The following is a 17,720-nucleotide window of genomic DNA, read 5'->3' on the forward strand; positions in this document are numbered from 1 at the left end:
CCGGCCGGTGGACGATGGCCGAGCCGCCGCAGCAGCACCAGGGTCCGGTCGTCCGCGACGTCCTCCGCGACCGCGTGCGCCGGCCGCCGCGCCGCGCCCCGGTCCGGCTGCTGTTGCGTCCGGTGCGTGCGCACCACCGGCTCGGCGGCGGCCGGCAGCCGGCCCGCGGCTAGGCGGGCCAGGAGCGGAGGCCGGTGGTGAGGGTGGTGATGAGGCGGTCCTGGGTGGTGGTGAGGTCCTCGGCGAGTCGGAAGGCGCCGATGGTGGTGAGGGAGGCGAAGCCGTGGGCGAGGGAGCGGACGAGGCGGGCGGCGTGGATCGCCTCGGAGCCGTCGAGGCCGTACTCGCGCAGGACGGCGACGATGACGCCGACGAGCCGGCCGGCCGCTCGGCTCAGGTCGTCGTCGGCCTGCGGGGCCTGGGGGAGGGCGTTGTAGCGGTGCGGGTGCTCGGTGGCGTACGCGTGGTAGCTGCGCAGGACGGCGGCGACGGCGTCGTCCCCGCTGCGGCCGACCGCGGCGTCCGCGAGGCGGTCGGCGAGTTCCTCGGTGACCCGGACGGCGATCAGCCGCCGCAGTTCGGCGAGGCCGCCGCTGACGTGCTTGTACAGCGAGGGGGTGGCCACCCCGGCCCGGGCGGCGACGGCGGCCAGGGTGAGGGCTTCGGCGCCCTGTTCGTCGATGAGGGCGAGGGCGTGGTCGACGACCTGGTCGGGGGTCAGTCCTATGCGGGGCATGGTTCGGGTCTCCGTGTGGGCAGTCGGTCAGGCGAGGTCGGCGAGGAAGGGCAGCAGGGCGTCCGCGGTGGCCTGCGGGTTGTCGGCCATCGGGTAGTGCCCGGACCCTTCGATCATCGCCTTCCGCGCGCCCAGCGCCGCGACCTGCCGGTCGGCGACGACCTCGGGCTTCGGGAAGTCGGGGTCCTTGCTGCCCATGACCACCAGCGCCGGGCACCGCACCGCGGCCGTCCAGCCCGTCGGCGCCGAGTCCCCGGTGGCGTATCCGCGGGTGGCGGTCTTCCGGCCGGGGGTGCGCAGTGCGGCGACCAGCCCGTTCACGTACTCGTCGAAGTCGGCGGGCTTGGCGCCGGGGAAGGCCATCCGACGCAGGTAGAAGCCCCAGAAGGCCGGCCAGTGGACGAGTGCCGCGCCCATCAGGCTCAGGACGCCGCGCATCAGGGCGCCGGGCTCCGGGTTCTCCACGAAGGCGTCGATCAGGACGATCCCGGCGACCCGTTCCGGCGCGTCCCCGGCGACCTTGACGACGGTCGCGCCGGTGTACGAGTTCCCGGCGAGGACGGCGCGCTCGATGCCGAGGTGGTCGAGCAGGGCGAGGACGTCGTCGGCGATGGCGGCCGGGCCGTAGTCGTCCCAGGCGATGGAGGACTCGCCGAAGCCGCGCAGGTCCATGGTGACGACCCGGTGGCCGGCGGCGGTGAGCAGCGGGCGGAGGTGCCGGTACGCGGTCCGGCTGTCGAGCATCCCGGGGAGCAGGACGACGGGCGTGCCGTCGCCCTGCCGGGTGTCGTCGAAGGCGATCCGCCCGCCGGGGACGGTCAGGTACTGGGTGTCCGGGGTGCTGGTGGCGTTCATGGTGGGCCTCCTCGGTCCGCTGCCGCGGGCCATCTCCGTGCTGCTGATAGCCATAAAGCTAAGGCTAATAGCCTTAGCCGTCAAGCGTTCGCCCGAAGAGAGGGGGGCGGAGGGGCCTCAGACTCCCTCGACCTTGAACGGGTCGTGCTCGCTGAGCAGCTTCTCCAGTCGCGCCTGGTCGACCCGGCTGACGATCTCGTTCGACTCCTGCCGGTCCCGGATCACCTTCGCCAGGGTGAACGCGGAGGTGACGGTGTAGAGGAGGCCGACCCCGAGGAACGCCCGGACCCATCCCCCGACCGGCAGGTAGGCGATCCCGGCGGCGAGGGAGACGCCCGACAGGGCGAAGGAGAGGATGGCCTGGATGTAGTAGGCGGACGTGGTGCGGTTCTGCATCGGTGCGGTCATGGCGTCAGGATGCGATGCCCGGTCGGGACGCACATGAGTAGGAGTACTCAGATGGGGTGCTCGGATCGGGGTGCGAGCCGGTACTCGGATCGGGCGCCCGGATGAGGGGTCGTTCGTTGACGTCCGATCACCCGCTCCACAGCGGCCCCGGACGGATGGCTTGGAATCAGAGCGTCCTGGGATTAACGTTTGATAACGCAGCGCGGTCGTCAACGCCGTACCCAGACGGCACCGTGCGCCGTCGCCTAATCCCACCGACCGGCCTCCGGGCAGGTCAGGGAGCCGGGGAACCACGTTCCTTGGGGTGAATCGGCGGGGCTCCGGCCCGGCCGTAGGAGACCTTCCTGCTCCGAACCCGTCAGCTAACCCGGTAGGCGCGAAGGAAGGAAAGGAGCGCGCCTCCGTGGCGTCGACGCACACTCCGGCACACCCGGCCGGCCCCGCGGCCGGTACCCAGCTGCTCGACCACCCCGGTGCGGACGGCCCCGAAGCCCTGGGACCCGATGTCCTCGGCCCCGAGGCCGAGACCAACCGCCACCGGATGCCGCGTCAGACGCGCGGAGCCTCCCCGCTGCTCGGCGTCACCGCCGTCGCCGCCACCCTGGGTGCCACCGGCTTCACCTCGGCCACCCCGGCCGCCGCGCCCGCCATCGAGGCCCCGGACGAGACCCCGGTCGCCCTCTCCGCCGACCCCGGCCTCGCGCTCGCCGCCCGCATCCAGCAGCAGGCCGACAGCCAGCGCACCGCCGCCGAGGAGAGCGCCCGCGTGCAGGCCGCGCAGGAGGCCGAAGCCAAGGCCGCCGCCAAGGAGGCGGAGGCCAAGCGTGCCACCGCGGAGGCCGAGGCCAAGCGCGCCACCGCCCTCACCCTCCCGGTGACGGACTACCGGCTCTCCGCCCACTACGGCCAGAGCGCCCGCTATTGGGCCAACCTGCACACCGGCCTGGACTTCGCCGCCGACACCGGCACCCCGGTGCTGGCGCTCGGCCAGGGCACCATCACCTCGGCCGGCTGGTCCGGCTCGTACGGCTACCGGATCGTCGAGACCCTGCCCGACGGCACCGAGATCTGGTACTGCCACCTCTCCTCGATCATCAAGGGCTCCGGCAAGGTGACCGCCGGCCAGCAGATCGGCAAGGTGGGCGCGACCGGCAACGTCACCGGCCCGCACCTGCACCTGGAAGTCCGCCCCGGCGGCGGCGCCCCGGTCGACCCGGAGCCCTGGCTCCAGCAGCGCGGCCTCAACCCGTAACGCCCTGCCCGTAACGGCCTGCCCGTAACGCCCTGCCCGTAACGGCCTGCCCGTGGCGGGCACCCCGAACGAACACCCGAAAGCCCCCGGCCGCACGTGGCCGGGGGCTTTTCGCGGTGCGGCGTCTCAGTCCTCCGCGGGCAGCTGCGCCAGGTACGCGTCGATCTCCTCCTGGCCCGGCTCCGGTGCCAGCTCCGGGAACTCCTCCACCAGCAGCCGCGGCAGCCCCGGGACCGTCCACGTCCCGAACAGGTCGAGTGCCGCGTCGGCCGCCGCCTTCTCGAACTGCCCGAAGTCCCCCGCCAGTTCGTCCGGCATCGGGCGCCCGAGCGCGGTCAGCTCGGCCAGGTTGCGGTAGCTGCGCCGCATCAGGCCCTGCTCCAGCAGCCGGCGCGCGCCGTCCGTGGCCATGCCGACCGACAGCACCCGGCCGGGCCCCCAGCCCTGCTCGTCCGGCTCGTCCAGCCAGCCGGCGGGCACCAGCGCCTCGTACGCGGCCAGCCGCTCCTCCTCCGCGAGCTCGCCGAAGCCGGCCAGCCAGTCCCGCACCGCCGCCTCGTCCGCGACGTCCACCCCGTGCGCGTGCAGCAGCAGCGCGTACAGCCGGGGCCAGGTCACCAGGTCGGCGCGGCGCAGCAGCCCGGCCGCGACCTCGCCCTGCCACTCGGCCTCCGCGTGCAGTCGCTCCTGCCGCTTGGCGTTGAGCCGCCGGGCCGCCCGCTGGTGGTCGATCAGCAGCCGGACGGCGTCGCCGTACGCGAGCGGGTCCTCCTCGGGCGCGGGTTGGACGTACAGGTGGAGCCGCTCGTACAGCAGGTGCTCCACCGCGTCGGAGGTCAGTTCGGGCCAGCCGTCGTGCATCCTGCTCTCGCCCAGCTCCAGCAGCGCCAGCACCGCGCGCAGTGGCTCCTCGGCCACCGGCGTGCGGCCCTGCTCGGCCGCCCAGGCGAGCAGGTCGGCGGCCCTGGTGCGCGGGGCGAGCCGCAGGTCTTCGTCGTTCATAGTCCGAACGGTAGTCGCCGGGGGCCGGTAGGGTCGGCAGCCATGGTCCCCGTACGACTCACCGGCCCCCGGCTCGCGATCCGCGAGTACCACCACACCGACGGTGACGTGGACGCGCTGCACGCCCTGCTCGGCGACCCGGGGTCACCCGCCACCTGGACCTCGAGCCGCACGACCGCGAGACCTGCGCCGACCAGATCGAGCTCTACCTGGAGGAGGCGATGGCCGAGGAGCGGGACACCTACCGGCTCGCCGTCACCAGGCTCGCCGACGCCGAGGACCCGCAGGACGCCACCCCGATCGGACAGGCCTCGCTCACCCTGGGCCGGCACCGCGCCGCCGACCTCGGCTGCGTCCTCGGCCGCGAGCACTGGGGCCGCGGCTACGCGGGCGAGATCACCAGCCTGCTCTGCGACCTCGCCTTCCGCACCCTGGGCCTGCACCGGCTGACGGCCAGGTCGGACGTGGACAACGCGGCCGCCGCCAAGGTGCTCACCGGGCTCGGCTTCCGGCTGGAGGGGCGGGCACGTCACGACCGGCTCAAGGACGGCGTCTGGTCCGACTCGTACCTCTACGCGCTGCTCGTCGACGAGTGGCCGGGCCCGCTCGACCGGCCTGGCAGGGCGGGGGAGGGGGGTTAACCCCACCCCCGATCCGCCAGGTCTCCGGATGCCCCGGGACCGGCCCTTCGACCAGACTGGACGACGCCAGCGAGCACGAACGACCGTCAGAACGAGGGGCCGGGGGCCGGGACATGAGCAGCAGCCGAAGCACGCAGGGCCACGAGTGGGACGTCCTGGACGGCTACGGCGCCGAGCCGCGCCCCGACCGGGCCCACCGGACCGACCGGGCCCATCCGACCGAGCGCCCGCCGGCGTTCTGGCTGGCGCCGTTCTCCGCGCACTACTACCGCGAGGTCGGCTACGTGCTCAGCGGCCTGCCGGTGGCGATCGCCGGCTTCGCCGTCGCGATCACCCTGCTCTGCCTCGGCCTCGGCACCTTCGTCACCGTCCTCGGCCTGCCCGTGCTGGCCGCCCTGACCACCGCCGGCCGCGGCTTCGGCCGGCTGGAGCGGGCCCGGGCACGCGGCATGCTGGCCCTGGACGTCCCCGGCCCGGAGCCGGTGCGCCAGGTCCGTCCGGGCAGCTGGGGCGCGATCACCGCGCGGCTGGCGGACGGGGCGGGCTGGAAGGCCGCGCTGTACCAGATGGTGATGTTCCCCTGGGCGATCTTCAGCTTCACCATGACGCTGGTGTTCCTGCTGCTCGGCTGGGCGATGGCGTTCTACCCGGTCTACCACTGGGTCTTCCCGACCTACACCGACTGGCGCGGGTACCGGGTGTTCGACTTCACCGACAGCCACCACGTCCGCCACGCCTACTACATCGAGGGCACCTGGCAGATCGCCGCGTTCTCGCTGGCCGGGGTGGCGCTGGTGTTCCTCACCGCGCAGCTGGTCCGCGGCCTGACCAACGTCAACCGGGCCGCCGCCCAGGGCCTGCTCGGCCGCTGAGCCGACTGCCGGCCCTGCAGGCCCCCTGGCTCTGCCCTGCCCCGCCCGGCCCTCCGGCCCCGTCCGCCCTCCGGGTGCGGACGGGGCCGCTCCGTGTTCGGATGGCCGGGTGGCCGCCGCAGGCATTCCCCCCGAACCCCCGGAGGTCCTGGTCACCTCCCGTCCGCTGGACGAGTACTGCGCCCAGTTCGACCTCACCCGGGCCCGGCTCGCCGCCCTGTCCGGGCCGCTGCTGGACTGCCCCGCCGGCGCGGCCGGCCTGGCCGCCGAGGCCCGCGAGCTGGGCTGCCGGGTGATCGCCGCCGACCCGGCGTACGCGCTGCCGCCGCCGGTGGTCGCCGGACGCGCCCGGGCCGCCCGGGCGGCGATGGCCGTCGCGATGGCGGACCGCCCGCACCTCTACCCCGCACCCCGACCCGACCGCCCCGAGCGCTACCTGCGCAGCTGGGACCGCGCCCGGCGGCTGTTCGCCGCCGACTCGGCCGCGCACCCGCAGCGGTACGTGGCCGCCGCACTGCCCGAGCTGCCCTTCGCGGACAGCGCCTTCGCCCTCACCCTGAGCGGCTACCTGATCTTCGCCTACCCCGAACTGTTCGGCCCCGAGCACCAGTTGGCCGCCCTGACCGAGCTGGTCCGGGTCACCTCCCCGGACGGCGAGGTCCGTGTCCAGCCGCTGCACGACGGGCGGGGCCGGCGCTGCGAGCACCTTGACCGGCTGCGGTACGCGCTCGGCGAGCGCCGGATAGCCAGCGAGGTCCACCGCTTCCACCGGGCGGGGGACGGCCGCAGCCGCCGCATCCTGGTGCTGCGGGCCGCCGACCGCAGCCGCCGGGCGGCGCGGGCGAGAAGTATGTAATGGTCACTACCCCATTTCACTCCTATACTCGCGGTATGACCGAGACGACGATCCGGTGCGCCGAGGCGAACGACGCCGACCGGCTCACCGCACTGATCCAGGCCTCCTCCGCCTACCGCGGCGCGTACTTCGCGATGATCGACGGCTACCGGGTGACACCCGACTACCTCGCGCGGCACGAGGTGCGGCTGGCCGTGGACAGTGCCGACGACCGCCTGCTCGGCTTCTACGCGCTGATCCGCGAACCCGCCGAGCTGGACCTGATGTTCGTCGCCGACGAAGCCCAAGGCCTGGGCATCGGACGGCGGTTGATCGCCGACATGCTCGACCGCGCCCGGGCGGGCGGGATCGCCTCGGTGAAGGTCGTGTCCCACCCGCCCGCCGAGCGCTTCTACCTGCGGGTGGGCGCCGAGCGCACCGGCACCCGGCCGCCGCGGCTCAAGACTCCCTGGGAGCAGCCCGAACTGCGCTTCACCGTCCAAGGCGTGTCCGACAATTCCCGCCGGGCGCGCGACGCCGGGGCCTAGGAACCAGACGCCGGGGCCTGGGAACCAGGAGTCAGGAGCCGTCCGCGGTAGGCGACGTCACCGGGGCGGCGGCGACGGGTCCCGTCGGCTGCGCCGGCACAAAGGCCGTCACCTGCAGCCGGGAGAGGATCTTCTCCGCCAGCCAGCTGCGGTCCGACCCGTACGGGATGCCCCGCGGATCGACCAGCTGCGCCGCCACCGCGTCCCGCAGCCGCTGCGCCTCGGCGACCGGCAGCCGGGAGAGCAGGCCCCGGGCGGCCAGCAGCGCGTGGTACTGCTCGAAGCCCGAGCGCGGGTGCTCGATCGCGGCCAGCACGCTCGCCAGGTCCGCCAGGGCCGGATCGCCCTGCATCAGCGCGAGCGCCTGGATCCGCCGCCCCTCGGAGCCGTCCGCGAAGAGGTCCCGCACCTGGTCGGCGGTCAGCGCCGAGCGCCTCGCGGTCGAGCGGACCTCGGCCACCACGCCCTCCGGCCCGCCCGGTGAGCCCGCGGCGGGCGGCAGCTGCCCGGCCAGCGCGGCGGGGTGCTCGGCGCTGCCGCCGAGCAGCCCGAGCTGCTGCATCGCGCGGACCCGCAGGTCGTCGGCGCCGACCTTGTCGCCGTGCCGGTCGCGGTCCTGCCCGGCGAGGAAGAGGTCGAGGGCCTGGTCGGCGTCGTTCAGTACCCGCGGCAGCGCGAGCCTGGTCACCAGCCAGCCCGCCAGGAAGCCGAAGACCAGGAAGTGGAGCACCAGCGCCGCCGCGAAGGGCACCGCGGCGTCGCCCCCGCCGAGCACCGGCGCCACCGCCGTCCCGAGCTCGTGCAACCGCGCGCCGAGCGAGCCGAGCTGGGTCAGCCCGACGCCCAGCAGCACCTTGGTCAGCCAGTCCGAGACCTGCTCCAGATTGGTGTTCGGCGCGTACGAGCCCTGCGGCTCGTCCGAGCCGCTGCGCACCCGGGGCACCCCGAACAGGAAGCCCAGCCCGCCGCCGAGCACCACCGAGGCCCCGGCGACCACCAGTCCGCCGCCGAGCGCCTGCCAGGTCTGCTCCCGGCCGAGCGCGAACAGCAGCAGTCCGATCAGGCCCGTCCCGGCTGACACGCCGGCGACACCCCACTGCACCGTCCGCAGCGCCGAACCGCCGCCCAGCCGTCGCGCCTTCGCCATCGCCATCGCCTACCCCCTGCGCCCGCGCCGCTCCGCTCCGGAACCCGGCGCAGACTCTAGCGACTTCCGTGCCGGGAGACCGTGCCGGAAACCGTCCGGAAAACCGTGCCGGAAAACCGCGTCGGAAACCCTCCGGAAAGCTGCCCCGGAATACCGTCCGGGAAAACGCAGACGGCCCGCGGGCTGCTCCTCCGCGCCGGCCCGTGCACTGGCCAGGCGCCGAGGCACCGGGGATGTACCGGTGAGCCCGCGGGCCGGGTGACTGCTATGGATTTCGCCTGCCGGAGGCCAGGGGCCTCACCCTGCGCAGGCAGGGGCGGCTCTAGCGAGCAGCCACCTCACGCATCCTGATGGAACTCAATTCAGGATCACCTCCTTTCAGTGTGCCGCCACCATAGGCAGCCCACCGGCCGGAGGGCAACGGATTATTCGAGCCGGTTGCTCAGGCGGTCTTGACCTGGTCCTTGAACTTGGCGAAGTCGATGACGTTGTCGGCCGACGGGGCCTGGATGGTCAGCGGCTTGTCGAAGTCCGAGAAGTCGATCTGGCCGTTGCCGCCCTTGGTGCCGGCGTGCTCGATTCGGACCGGGTAGGGCTTGCCCTCGGTGGCGACGTGGATGGTCGACACCTCGCCCTTGTCGTCGGTGGCCTTGAGGGTGAAGGTCTTGGTGCCGTTGACGTTGCCGGCGGAGCCCTTCTCGACCTTCTTGTCGTTGCCGGTGCCGTCGCCGTCGGTCAGCTTCTTGCTGAAGTCGGCCAGGTTGCAGACGCTGCTGAGGCTCTTCATCTCCGGGTCGCTGTCGAAGCCGGTCAGGTAGCGGCCCTTGAACAGCTCGGCGGCCTTGGCGCCGTTCGGGCCGCCCATGGCGGTCCAGAAGGCCGCGTCCGGCTTGATGTACGAGGTCTTGCCGTCGCTGATGATCTCGAACTTGCCCATGCCGGGCATCGACATGGTGCCGGTGCACTGGCTCTTGTTGTCGAGGGACAGGTTCATCTCCATCTTCCCGTCCTCGTCGACCATGTTGCCGCTGATCTTGAGGGAGGTGGCGCCGGCCAGTGCGTCCTTGGCCTGCTTCTCGATGTCCTGCGCGCTGAGCTTGTCGGTGTCGAGCTTCTGCGGCGCGGCCGCCTTGGCGTCGCCGCCCTTGCCGTCGCCCTTGTTGTCGCCGCAAGCGGCGGTGCCGGCTGCCAGGAGGAGGCAGATCGCGGCGGTGCTGACCAGGCGCTTCGAGAGCATGTGGTGCTTCCTTGTCCCGGGGGTGGCCCCGGGCCTCCCCCAACTGGATGAATTTTTCCTCAGTATCTGTCAGGCGCCTCGCAGCGGATCTTCCATCCGGCCGCTGTTACAGGTTCGTGGCAGGACCGTGCTCTCCATGTACCCGGGAACGCGAAAGGCCCGGAGGAAGATCCTCCGGGCCTTTCGGCTACTGAGTAGCGGGGACAGGATTTGAACCTGCGACCTCTGGGTTATGAGCCCAGCGAGCTACCGAGCTGCTCCACCCCGCGTCGGTGAACACAACAATACGTGGAAGTCGCCGAGATGGGAAATCGGTTCTTCGAGAACCCCTCGCCGTGGGCCTCAGACCGCCTCGGCGGAGTGCCCGGCGGGCCGCCGTCCGCCCCGGGGCGCGTGCCGGGCCGAGCGGGCTCTCGCCCAGGCCGCGAAGCAGACCAGGGCGATGAAGCAGGGCACCATCAGCGCCCCGTACACCACCAGGAAACCGTCCGTACCGAGGTCGGCGGCGGCGTTCCAGGTGCCGTGCAGCACCATCGCCAGCAGCAGCCCGGTCGGCGCGGCCAGTCGGGCCAGCCAGCGCCGCCCGGTGGTGAGGGCGACGGCCAAGCCGATCCCGGTGAGCGCGGTGAACAGCGGGTGGGCGAAGGGGGAGAGCAGGGCGCGCAGCACGAAGGTCTGCACGGTGCTGTCGAAGTCGCGCAGGCTGGGCGGATCGCCGAGGCCGATGCTGTCCAGCCGCTGGCGCTGGTCGCTGGTGAAGGCCCGGCCCAGGTAGAGGGCGTTCTCGGTGAAGGCGAAGCCGCACGCGGTCATCCCGCCGAGCACCACCCCGGCGGCCAGGGTGCGCGGCCGGGAGCGGCGGTGCGGGGCGCCGCCGGACGGCGGGGCCGGGCAGAGGTAGGGCAGCGGCCGCAGGTACGGGCGCAGCCGCAGCCTGCCCCGGGCGTGCGGCCCGGCCGGGCGGCGCTGGTACGGGCGGGGGCGCCGGGGCTCGGGCGACCGGTGCAGCAGCGGCGCGCAGGGGCGTCCGGTGCGGCGGCCGTGGCAGCGCAGCCGCCGGCCGAGCGGCAGCAGCAGCACCAGCAGGGCGGTGGCCTTGGCGGTCTCCTCGATCACCGGGGTGGCGATCCCGCCGCCGAGCAGTTCGCCGAGCGGGCCCCGGTGCCTGGTCAGGTAGCTGGCGGTCCAGTTGTTGGCGAGGATGGCGACGCTGGTGGCGGCGCAGGCACCCCAGCCGAGGCAGAACACGGTGTGCCGCAGCGGCACCCGGGCGGTGAGGTTGAGCCAGGCCAGGGCGCCGAGCACGAACGGCAGCGGCACCATCGCCAGGCCCAGGCCGACCAGCAGCCCGACGGTGCCGGTCTGCCGCTGGACCAGGTGCAGGATCAGCACCCCGCAGCCGGCCATGGTCAGGACGGCGGTCGTGGTGACCGAGGAGAGCACCACCGAGCGGCTGCGGGGGCTCGGCGCCCCGCCGGGAACGGAGGGCGCGGCGGTGGAGGTCGAGGCGGGCGCCGACGGACCGCCCGGCCGGGGCAGCAGGCGACGGGCCCGGCGCTTCCGGGGCCCCGGGATGGTCCGGGTGTCGCCGGTGCGCGGGACCGTCTCAGGTGCGTCGGCGGCGACCTGAACAACCGTCCGAACAGTCGTCCGAACGGTCGGCCGGGACCCGCCGCCGGACGGGCTGCCCATGCGGCACAGGGTAGGCCACGGCAGCCGTCCGTCGGGAGGACTCGGGACGAACCGTCCGTCCGGGGCGCGCCCGTACGGTCACCGCGCGGCCGCCGCTCGAACGGCGGCCGGTGCGTCAGCGGCGGCGGAACAGCAGGTCGTGGACCACGTGGCCCTTGGCGATCCCGGCCCGTTCGAACTTGGTCACCGGACGCCACTCCGGGCGCGGTGCGTAACCGGGGACGCTGCCGTCCGGGTGGTCCGCGGGCTCCAGCCAGCCGGTCCCGTCACCCTCGGGGTGCAGGTTCTCCAGCTCCGGCGAGGCCGACAGCACGGTCAGCATCTGCTCCGCGTACGGCTCCCAGTCGGTGGCGCAGTGCACCAGGGCGCCGGGGGCGAGCCGGGGCAGCACCAGGTCGAGGAAGGCGGCCTGGACCAGCCGGCGCTTGTGGTGCTTGGGCTTGGGCCACGGGTCGGCGAAGAAGACCCGCAGTCCGGCCAGCGAGGCGTCCGGCAGCATGTCGCGCAGCAGGATGATCGCGTCGCCGGCGGCCGGCCGCACGTTCTCGGAGCCGTCGCGCTCCAGCAGGCCGAGCAGGTTGCCGTGCCCCGGGGTGTGCACGTCGGCGGCGAGGATGCCCATCGCCGGGTCGGCGGCGGCCATCGCGGCGGTGGTCTCGCCCATGCCGAAGCCGATCTCCAGGGTCACCGGCAGCCCGCCGAACAGTTCCCCCAGGTCGAGCGGGGTGCCGTCGATCGGGATGCCGTACGTCTCCCAGCTCCGGTCCAGCGCGCTCGCCTGGGCGTTGGTCATCCGGCCCCGGCGCGGCTGGAAGCTGCGGATGCGACGCTCCCGGTGCTGGGCCTCGGTGGCCTTGTGCGGGTACATCGGCGCGGGGTAGGCGGCCGGCGCGGCGGACAGCCGGGCGGACGGCGAAGGCTGGGGGATCGGGGCGGTGGCAGTCACAATCACCCGAGTCTACGGGGCGGCGCGGGGCACCCGTCGGGGTGTGTGACGGGGCTCATCCGGGCCCTGGAGGGGTGCCGGTCGGGATCCCGGACACGCCGGCCGGTCGGGACCCCGGACACGCGGCTCAGCCACCCGCCTCCAGCGCGGCCAGCGCCCGGCGGGCCACCTCCCGGCCGATCGGCAGCGAGGCCGTCGCGGCGGGGGAGGGGGCGTTCAGCACGTGCACCGCGCGGCGCGGGGAGCGCGGGTCCTCCGGGTCGAAGCCGGCGAAGGCGAAGTCGTCCAGCAGCGAGCCGTCCCGGGCCACCGCCTGGGCCCGTACCCCGGCGGTGGCCGGGACCAGGTCGTCGGCGGAGACGCCCGGCAGCAGCCGCCGGACGGCCGTGGTGAACGCCCGCTTGGACAGCGAGCGGTGCAACTCGCCCAGTTCGTACCGCCAGTGCCGGCGGGCGACCCGCCAGGTGCCGGGGAAGGCCAGCGTCCCGGCCAGGTCGCGCGGGCGGACGGTGCGCCAGTCGTACCCCTCGCGGGCCAGCGCGGGCACCGCGTTCGGGCCGACGTGGACGTCCCCGTGGATGCCCCGGGTGAGGTGCACGCCGAGGAAGGGGAAGGCCGGGTCGGGCACCGGGTAGACCAGGCCGCGCACCAAGTCCCGGCGTTTCTCCGTCAGTTCGTAGTACTCGCCGCGGAACGGCACGATCCGCACCCCGGTCTCGTCCCCGGCCAGCCGGGCGATCCGGTCGCTGTGCAGCCCGGCGCAGTTCACCAGCACCCGGCAGCGCAGCTCGCCGCGGGCGGTGCCGACCGTCACGCCGTCCCGGCGCCGCGCCACCGTCCGCACCTCGCTGCCGGGCCGCAGCTCGGCGCCGGCCTCCCGGGCCAGCCGGGCATAGGTGGTGGCGACCGCCGGGAAGTCGCAGATGCCGGTGGTGCCGACGTGCAGCCCGGCCAGGCCGGTCACCTCCGGCTCGTACCGGGCGATCCCGGCCCGGTCCAGCTCGGTGACCGGGATGCCGTTCGCCCGCCCGCGCTCCGCCAGTGCCGCCAGCCGGGGCAGCTCGGCGGAGCCGGTGGCCACGATCAGCTTGCCGGTCACCTCGTACGGGATGCCGTGCTCCCGGCAGAACTCCACCAGCTCGGCGGCGCCCGCGACGGCATAGCGGGCCTTGTACGAGCCGGGGCGGTAGTAGATGCCGCTGTGGATCACTCCGCTGTTGCGCCCGGTCTGGTGCGCCGCGAAGCCGGCCTCCTTCTCCAGCAGCGCGACCCGCAGCCCCGGGCGCTCCCTGGTCAGCGCGTACGCCGTGGCCAACCCGACGATCCCGCCACCCACCACCAGCACGTCGACCTCGTCCGCCACCGCCAGCTCCTCGCCTCGCCCGGCTGCCCCCGCACCCGCCGATGCTGCCACGGCACCCCGGACGGGTCGAGACCGCGTGGGGCCGGCTCCGGAACGGCTGACGGCTGACGGTGGTCGGCAGACGGCGAACGGCGAACGGCATACGGCGAGCGGCCGGGAAGGAACCACCCCCGTGGATCCCTTCCCGGCCGCTCACCCCGCCCCCCGGCGAACACGCCCCGCGCACGGACCATTCCGTACGCCTGACGGCATGACGCCCGTACGCCGACACCACGCCGGGCCGACCCCCGGCCCCCCGACCGGCGTCGTCCGCGGCGCAGTGCCGCCGCTCCCTCACTCCTCCCAGGGCCAGCGGGCGTCCGCCCCGGCTTCCAGGAGGGGGATGAGGCGGAAGGCCGCGTCGCTCAGACCGCCGAAGGTGTGGCGGTGGGCGCCGCCGCTGGGGCCGTGGCCCGTGGCGTAGCCGGCCAGGTTCCAGGTGTAGACGGGGACGTGGGCCGGGACGGCGGCGAGCGGGTCGCCGCCCCAGTGGTTGGGGCCGGTCTGCTCGTCGGTGACGATCACCACCCGGTCGTGGCCGCGGTAGTGGGTGCGGACGGCTTCGGCGGTGTTGGTGCCGCCGAGACTGGAGAAACGGTCCAGCACGCGCAGCACCGCCTCGCCCCGGCCGACCTCGACCACCCGGCTGGTGGTGCCGAACTCGACCAGGTCCGCCCCGGCCGCGCGGACCTTCAGCGCGGTGCCGAAGATCGCTGCCGAGTCGGCCCGGTTGAGCTCGGTCGGGCCGCCGGAGCGGTCGAACATCGAGCCGGAGCGGTCCACCAGGATCAGCGTGCGGCCGGGCAGCTCCGGCACGTTGGCCAGCGAGTGGCCGAGCGCGGTCTCCAGCGCGTGCCCCCACCGCAGCGAGGGCGCGTGCCGGTACGCGGACAGGTAGCGGAACGGGAACTGGCGCGAGCGCCGGACCTCGCCCCGGTCGGAGATCCGCCGGCACACCTCGGCCGCGACCGCGTCCGACACCCCGGCCTGGTCGAAGTTGCGCAGGTTCCGCACCAGCGCCATCGGTCCCATCGACGGGATGACCGCCTCCCAGACCGGCGCGTCCAGCGGCCCCTGCAGCCAGCCGGCCAGCGCCTCCCAGGTCAGCCCGGCGGCGGCCAGCCGCGCGGTGCCGTCCTCGGCGGTCACCGCAGCCCGGCGCTCTTCGACGGGCAGCGCGAGCAGTTCGCGGTTGGCGGTCAGCAGCCGGTCGGACGCGGGCGGGGCCGCCTCCTCCGGCCGGTGCCGGCGGTCCAGCGCGTACGCGAACAGCGCGCCCTGCCACGGCTTGTCCGGGGCCGGCGAGGGGTGGGTCAGCTCGATCACGTCGCCGAAGCGGTAGCCCTTGCCCGCGGTGTCGTACTTGAGCAGCGAGCGGGCGTCGTAGAGGCGGGCGACGGCGTCCGCGACGCCGCGCTTGAGCGGTTTGGGCAGGGCCCGGCCGTAGCGCGAGGTCCAGTACGCGAGCAGCTCGCCGGGCTCGTCGGCGCGCCGCAGTACCGCCGCAACGGCCTGCCGGGAGTACCCGTGGGCGCCCGCGTCCAGCCGGGCGCGGGTGAACTCGGCGGCGCCGACCAGGGCGGCGGTGCGCATGTGGGCGCCGTGGCGCAGCCAGCGCAGCAGCCCGAGGGTCCACTCCGGCTCGGCGACGGCGAGTTCGCGCACCAGCGCGGTGTAGCGGTCGTCGCGGTCGCCGCCGCGCTCGTAGTAGGTGTCCTTGCCGACCATGTTGGCGACCGCGAGCAGGAACAGCTCGGACCTGCGGTCCCGGACGTGGCCGGCGCCGCCGTTGTGGTTGCGGGTGAGCTGCCCGGTCGTGGTCACGGGCGAACTCGGACCCGTCTTGGCCTTGCGGACGTTGAACCTGGACATGCGACAGCCCCCCTCGGCCTGTTGGTGTCAGTGGGAGGGAAGCGTGCCGCGGTGAGGGGTGCCCGAGATCGTGCCGGCCGTGGGACGGCCGACGTCGGCGGAGGTATATGCCTTGTGCTCTACCGGATTGAGCTACCGGCCGCACTCGCGTGCGACCGCCCGGGATTTGAACCCGGAACAGCAAGATCCGAAGTAACCCCCGCCTGCGCACCGGGCACTCCGAAGCGCACTGCCTCCCGAGATCATGGTGGCGGCGGTGTTTCGCGGGCTCGAACCGCTACGCCGGAGAACCGGCGTCTACCAGAAGTAACCGCTGCCGTCGCACCGGGAGGTGCGGAAAGACTATTCAGGTATGGGTGTCCAGAGGTCGAAGGCGGCTGAGGTGACGAAGCTGCTCTGGCCACTGAGCTACACCGGTCCGAAACCGGTGACGGGATTCGAACCCGCGACCTGCCCATTGGAAGTGGAAGTAACCTCTGCCTGCGCACCTGGACGAGAGAGACCATAGCCAGGCCGCTCTCGCGGGTGCACCTCATTTACCGTCAGGTCGCGTCGGCCGCAGGGCTCACGCCGGAGCGACGATCACCGCCCGCGCCCGCTCGGCCAGCTCCCGCACCCGCCGTTCGCCCTGGAACGGCTCCAGTCGGCGCAGCATCTCCACCACGTACTCCCGGCTGCGCTGCGAGGAGATCCGGCCGGCCACCTCGACGGCACGCTCGCCGGCGGCGACCGCGGCGTCCAGGTTGCCCGCCTCCGCCTCGGCCATCGCCGAGACCACCAGCCGCAGGCCGTGCGAGCGGACGAAGCCCTCGGTGGGCTTGGCCAGCGCCTCACGGGTGAACTGCCGGACCTTGGAGGGCACTCCGAGGTCGCGGAAGCACTCGGCGGCGTCGGCGGCGAGCCGGTCGTAGGCGTAGAAGTCGATCCACGCCGGATCGGGATCCCCGGCGCGCGCCCGTTCGAGTGCGCTCTCCGCCGCCCCGAGCGCCGTCGCGCACGCCGCCGCGTTGCGGGCCTTGGCCTGGGCGCGCGCCTCCACCAGGTGGAAGAAGCTCATGGTGCGGGCGGTGGCCAGGCCCCGGTTGCGCTCCAGGGCGGCCTGCGCGAGGTCGACCGCCTCCTCGGCGAAGCCCCGGTAGCCGGCCTGCAGGCTCATCGAGGCCAGCACGTAGCCGCCGAGCGGCACGTCGGCGGCGGCCCGGGCGAGCCGCAGGGCCTGGATGTAGTACCGCTGGGCGGCCTCGTGCTGTCCGGTGTCGAAGGCCATCCACCCGGCCAGCCTGGTCAGTTCGGCGGTCGCGCCGAACAGCGCCCGGCCGACCGCGTCGCTGTACGAGGCCAGCAGCAGCGGTGCCGCCTCCACCCGCAGGCACTCCGGGACCATCGACGAACGCCAGTCCCCGCCGCCGTACTTGGAGTCCCAGCGGCGGGCCTCCTGGGCGGCCTCGCGGAGCTTGGCGGCGTCCGAGTGGCCGACCCGGTAGGAGGACGTGTCGCTGGGGGAGCGCGGCACCTCGCGGGCCACCGTGCCGTCCGCCGGGGTGATCAGCCAGCGGGAGACGGGCGTCGCGTAGGCGGCGACCGAGAAGGTGCCGGCCAGGCTGTCGCTCCACCGGCCGCCGCCGGGGCCCCGGCGCAGGTCGAGGTCGACCCGCCAGAGGTCGGTGGCGGAGCGGACGGCCTCGGCGACGTCGCGCGGGAAGGCCAGGCCGAGTTCGGGCGCCGGGTCGGTGTCGCCCAGCCCGATCTCCTCCAGCGGGACGGGCCGGCCGAGCTTGCCGCCGATCGCGGTGGCGATCAGGTGCGGGACGGGCCCCTGCGGCACCATGCCCTTGCTGACCCAGCGGGCCACCGAGGTCTTGTCGTACCGCAGGGTCAGCCCGCGCTGGGCGCCGAGGTCGTTGACCCGGCGGGCCAGTCCGGCGTTGCTGATCTGGGCGAGGGTCAGGAGCGTGCCGAGCCGTTCGTTCGGTCCTCGTGGGCTGACGGTCATGGTGGCGGCGGCACCTCCTGCGGCCTTGTGCGCGGGGCCCGGGCGGCACCGGGCCGTAGCTGCTGTACCTAGAGTAGTCGGACGCGTTCCGACGGTTAAGAGGTCGCATTCCGGATGGCGGGATCGCGCGCTCGGCGGTGCCGCACGGGGGTTGGTCCGGACCACTCGGATCCGGCCGATCGCGCCGCGCGCCGGAGCGTCGTGCTCCGGTCCCGTGTTCACGTGCGCCCGGCCGTGCCCCCTGGCCCGACCGGCTGGTCGGCGATTCGCTGGTGGTCGTGG

16 protein-coding genes, 1 tRNA gene, 1 pseudogene and 1 riboswitch are annotated in these 17,720 nt (G+C 74.0%); of the genes and pseudogenes, 6 read left to right on the forward strand and 12 right to left on the reverse strand.

Annotated features, from left to right (window positions below; genetic code table 11):
* Positions 1-14: 14 nt before the first annotated feature.
* A complete protein-coding gene (locus ACZ3TI_RS26110; RefSeq protein WP_465730156.1) occupies positions 15-173 on the forward strand; it encodes a hypothetical protein in 159 nt (52 codons plus the stop codon).
* Here ACZ3TI_RS26110 and ACZ3TI_RS26115 read toward each other — a convergent pair.
* The 3 genes from ACZ3TI_RS26115 to ACZ3TI_RS26125 form a co-directional block, all read right to left on the reverse strand.
* Positions 170-736: a TetR/AcrR family transcriptional regulator gene (locus ACZ3TI_RS26115; protein ID WP_465730158.1), complete on the reverse strand. Its 567-nt coding sequence runs from the start codon at positions 734-736 to the stop codon at positions 170-172. The two genes, ACZ3TI_RS26110 and ACZ3TI_RS26115, sit on opposite strands and share 4 nt — an antisense overlap.
* A 27-nt stretch (positions 737-763) precedes the next feature.
* Positions 764-1,591, reverse strand: coding sequence for an alpha/beta fold hydrolase (locus tag ACZ3TI_RS26120; protein WP_465730160.1), 828 nt, complete (start codon positions 1,589-1,591; stop codon positions 764-766).
* A 117-nt stretch (positions 1,592-1,708) separates the two neighbouring features.
* Entirely contained in the window at positions 1,709-1,999 is a 291-nt protein-coding gene (locus ACZ3TI_RS26125) for a YiaA/YiaB family inner membrane protein (protein ID WP_465730162.1), read from the reverse strand.
* A 232-nt stretch (positions 2,000-2,231) separates the two neighbouring features.
* Positions 2,232-2,390, forward strand: a riboswitch (cyclic di-AMP (ydaO/yuaA leader).
* 12 nt (positions 2,391-2,402) lie between these two features.
* On the opposite strand from ACZ3TI_RS26125, the gene ACZ3TI_RS26130 reads away from it, so the two are divergent.
* On the forward strand, positions 2,403-3,251 hold the full coding sequence (locus ACZ3TI_RS26130; RefSeq protein WP_465730165.1) for a M23 family metallopeptidase: 849 nt from the start codon (positions 2,403-2,405) through the stop codon (positions 3,249-3,251).
* 126 nt (positions 3,252-3,377) lie between these two features.
* Here ACZ3TI_RS26130 and ACZ3TI_RS26135 read toward each other — a convergent pair whose 3' ends face one another.
* Positions 3,378-4,253, reverse strand: a complete 876-nt coding sequence (locus tag ACZ3TI_RS26135) for a hypothetical protein (RefSeq protein ID WP_465730167.1) — start codon at positions 4,251-4,253, stop codon at positions 3,378-3,380.
* A gap of 149 nt (positions 4,254-4,402) precedes the next feature.
* Here ACZ3TI_RS26135 and ACZ3TI_RS26140 point away from each other — a divergent pair.
* From ACZ3TI_RS26140 to ACZ3TI_RS26155, 4 genes and pseudogenes are all read left to right on the forward strand, one after another.
* Positions 4,403-4,894: pseudogene (locus tag ACZ3TI_RS26140) on the forward strand (GNAT family N-acetyltransferase); the annotation flags it as partial.
* 113 nt (positions 4,895-5,007) lie between these two features.
* On the forward strand, positions 5,008-5,766 hold the full coding sequence (locus ACZ3TI_RS26145; RefSeq protein WP_465730169.1) for a sensor domain-containing protein: 759 nt from the start codon (positions 5,008-5,010) through the stop codon (positions 5,764-5,766).
* Between the two features lie 109 nt (positions 5,767-5,875).
* Positions 5,876-6,622, forward strand: coding sequence for a class I SAM-dependent methyltransferase (locus tag ACZ3TI_RS26150; RefSeq protein ID WP_465730171.1), 747 nt, complete (start codon positions 5,876-5,878; stop codon positions 6,620-6,622).
* A gap of 35 nt (positions 6,623-6,657) precedes the next feature.
* Positions 6,658-7,149, forward strand: a complete 492-nt coding sequence (locus tag ACZ3TI_RS26155) for a GNAT family N-acetyltransferase (RefSeq protein ID WP_465730173.1) — start codon at positions 6,658-6,660, stop codon at positions 7,147-7,149.
* Positions 7,150-7,180: 31 nt separating this feature from the next.
* Here ACZ3TI_RS26155 and ACZ3TI_RS26160 read toward each other — a convergent pair whose 3' ends face one another.
* From ACZ3TI_RS26160 to ACZ3TI_RS26195, 8 genes are all read right to left on the reverse strand, one after another.
* The gene (locus ACZ3TI_RS26160) at positions 7,181-8,296 is read right to left on the reverse strand and encodes a hypothetical protein (protein WP_465730175.1); all 1,116 of its coding nucleotides are present in this window, start codon (positions 8,294-8,296) and stop codon (positions 7,181-7,183) included.
* A 442-nt stretch (positions 8,297-8,738) separates the two neighbouring features.
* Positions 8,739-9,533, reverse strand: coding sequence for a hypothetical protein (locus tag ACZ3TI_RS26165; RefSeq protein ID WP_465730177.1), 795 nt, complete (start codon positions 9,531-9,533; stop codon positions 8,739-8,741).
* A gap of 195 nt (positions 9,534-9,728) precedes the next feature.
* A tRNA-Met gene (locus ACZ3TI_RS26170) sits at positions 9,729-9,802 on the reverse strand.
* A gap of 73 nt (positions 9,803-9,875) precedes the next feature.
* Positions 9,876-11,225, reverse strand: coding sequence for a PrsW family intramembrane metalloprotease (locus tag ACZ3TI_RS26175; protein ID WP_465730179.1), 1,350 nt, complete (start codon positions 11,223-11,225; stop codon positions 9,876-9,878).
* 115 nt (positions 11,226-11,340) lie between these two features.
* Positions 11,341-12,171 carry a tRNA (guanosine(46)-N7)-methyltransferase TrmB gene (trmB, locus tag ACZ3TI_RS26180; protein WP_465730181.1) on the reverse strand — a complete coding sequence of 277 codons (831 nt, stop codon included), beginning with the start codon at positions 12,169-12,171 and terminating at the stop codon, positions 11,341-11,343.
* A 127-nt stretch (positions 12,172-12,298) separates the two neighbouring features.
* A complete protein-coding gene (gene lhgO / locus ACZ3TI_RS26185; RefSeq protein ID WP_465730183.1) occupies positions 12,299-13,534 on the reverse strand; it encodes an L-2-hydroxyglutarate oxidase in 1,236 nt (411 codons plus the stop codon).
* Between the two features lie 333 nt (positions 13,535-13,867).
* The gene (locus ACZ3TI_RS26190; RefSeq protein ID WP_465730185.1) at positions 13,868-15,445 is read right to left on the reverse strand and encodes a TROVE domain-containing protein; all 1,578 of its coding nucleotides are present in this window, start codon (positions 15,443-15,445) and stop codon (positions 13,868-13,870) included.
* A 565-nt stretch (positions 15,446-16,010) separates the two neighbouring features.
* Complete coding sequence (locus ACZ3TI_RS26195) at positions 16,011-17,438, reverse strand: MFS transporter (protein ID WP_465730187.1); 1,428 nt, start codon at positions 17,436-17,438, stop codon at positions 16,011-16,013.
* Positions 17,439-17,720 lie beyond the last annotated feature (282 nt).

It is taken from the genome of Kitasatospora sp. NPDC023120 (assembly GCF_055560835.1).

Excerpts from the sequence above, each read along its gene's own strand:
- ACZ3TI_RS26110 (WP_465730156.1), top strand. The coding sequence starts at position 15 with ATGGCCGAGCCGCCGCAGCAGCACCAGGGTCCGGTCGTCCGCGACGTC.
- ACZ3TI_RS26115 (WP_465730158.1), bottom strand. The coding sequence starts at position 736 with ATGCCCCGCATAGGACTGACCCCCGACCAGGTCGTCGACCACGCCCTC.
- ACZ3TI_RS26120 (WP_465730160.1), bottom strand. The coding sequence starts at position 1,591 with ATGAACGCCACCAGCACCCCGGACACCCAGTACCTGACCGTCCCCGGC.
- ACZ3TI_RS26125 (WP_465730162.1), bottom strand. The coding sequence starts at position 1,999 with ATGACCGCACCGATGCAGAACCGCACCACGTCCGCCTACTACATCCAG.
- ACZ3TI_RS26135 (WP_465730167.1), bottom strand. The coding sequence starts at position 4,253 with ATGAACGACGAAGACCTGCGGCTCGCCCCGCGCACCAGGGCCGCCGAC.
- ACZ3TI_RS26145 (WP_465730169.1), top strand. The coding sequence starts at position 5,008 with ATGAGCAGCAGCCGAAGCACGCAGGGCCACGAGTGGGACGTCCTGGAC.
- ACZ3TI_RS26155 (WP_465730173.1), top strand. The coding sequence starts at position 6,658 with ATGACCGAGACGACGATCCGGTGCGCCGAGGCGAACGACGCCGACCGG.
- ACZ3TI_RS26160 (WP_465730175.1), bottom strand. The coding sequence starts at position 8,296 with ATGGCGAAGGCGCGACGGCTGGGCGGCGGTTCGGCGCTGCGGACGGTG.
- ACZ3TI_RS26165 (WP_465730177.1), bottom strand. The coding sequence starts at position 9,533 with ATGCTCTCGAAGCGCCTGGTCAGCACCGCCGCGATCTGCCTCCTCCTG.
- ACZ3TI_RS26175 (WP_465730179.1), bottom strand. The coding sequence starts at position 11,225 with ATGGGCAGCCCGTCCGGCGGCGGGTCCCGGCCGACCGTTCGGACGACT.
- ACZ3TI_RS26190 (WP_465730185.1), bottom strand. The coding sequence starts at position 15,445 with ATGTCCAGGTTCAACGTCCGCAAGGCCAAGACGGGTCCGAGTTCGCCC.
- ACZ3TI_RS26195 (WP_465730187.1), bottom strand. The coding sequence starts at position 17,438 with ATGACCGTCAGCCCACGAGGACCGAACGAACGGCTCGGCACGCTCCTG.